The sequence below is a fragment of the Seonamhaeicola marinus genome, from assembly GCF_008085455.1.
Genome location: NZ_VSDQ01000833.1, coordinates 1 through 440, shown reverse-complemented (window position 1 = coordinate 440; position 440 = coordinate 1). Strand labels below are relative to the sequence as shown.

At 29.5% G+C, this 440-nt stretch carries 1 protein-coding gene; it reads right to left on the bottom strand.

Annotated elements, in window-relative coordinates; translation table 11 throughout:
• A partial coding sequence (locus FUA24_RS23770) for a Nif3-like dinuclear metal center hexameric protein (RefSeq protein ID WP_148545810.1) occupies positions 1–420 on the bottom strand: 420 nt, incomplete at its 3' end.
• Positions 421–440: the final 20 nt, after the last annotated feature.

The following is a 440-nucleotide window of genomic DNA, read 5'->3' as shown; positions in this document are numbered from 1 at the left end:
TGGCACATAAGTAGTTAATTTTTTTATGGTTTTAGGCTGTGGAATAAGTATTTTTTTATTGGTTAAACCAATTTTATTACAAATAACATCATTTACGCCTTGTAAAGCATTATCAAGTGCTGTGTGTATTGCGTAAATAGCAATATTGTTTTGTATGGCTTTTAAAACAACGCGTTCTACATAGGTTTTACCAGTTATTTTTTTTAATCCTTTAAAAATAATAGGGTGGAAGCTTACAATTAAGTTACAACTATTAGCAATGGCCTCGTCAACAACAGTTTCTAAAGTATCTAGTGTAACTAAAACTCCCGTTAATTTTTCATTTTTATTGCCAACAAGTAGACCTACATTATCAAAATCTTCTGCATATGCTAATGGTGCAAGCGCTTCTAAATGGTTAATTACATCTTGAATAATCATAATATTTGCATGATTTCATT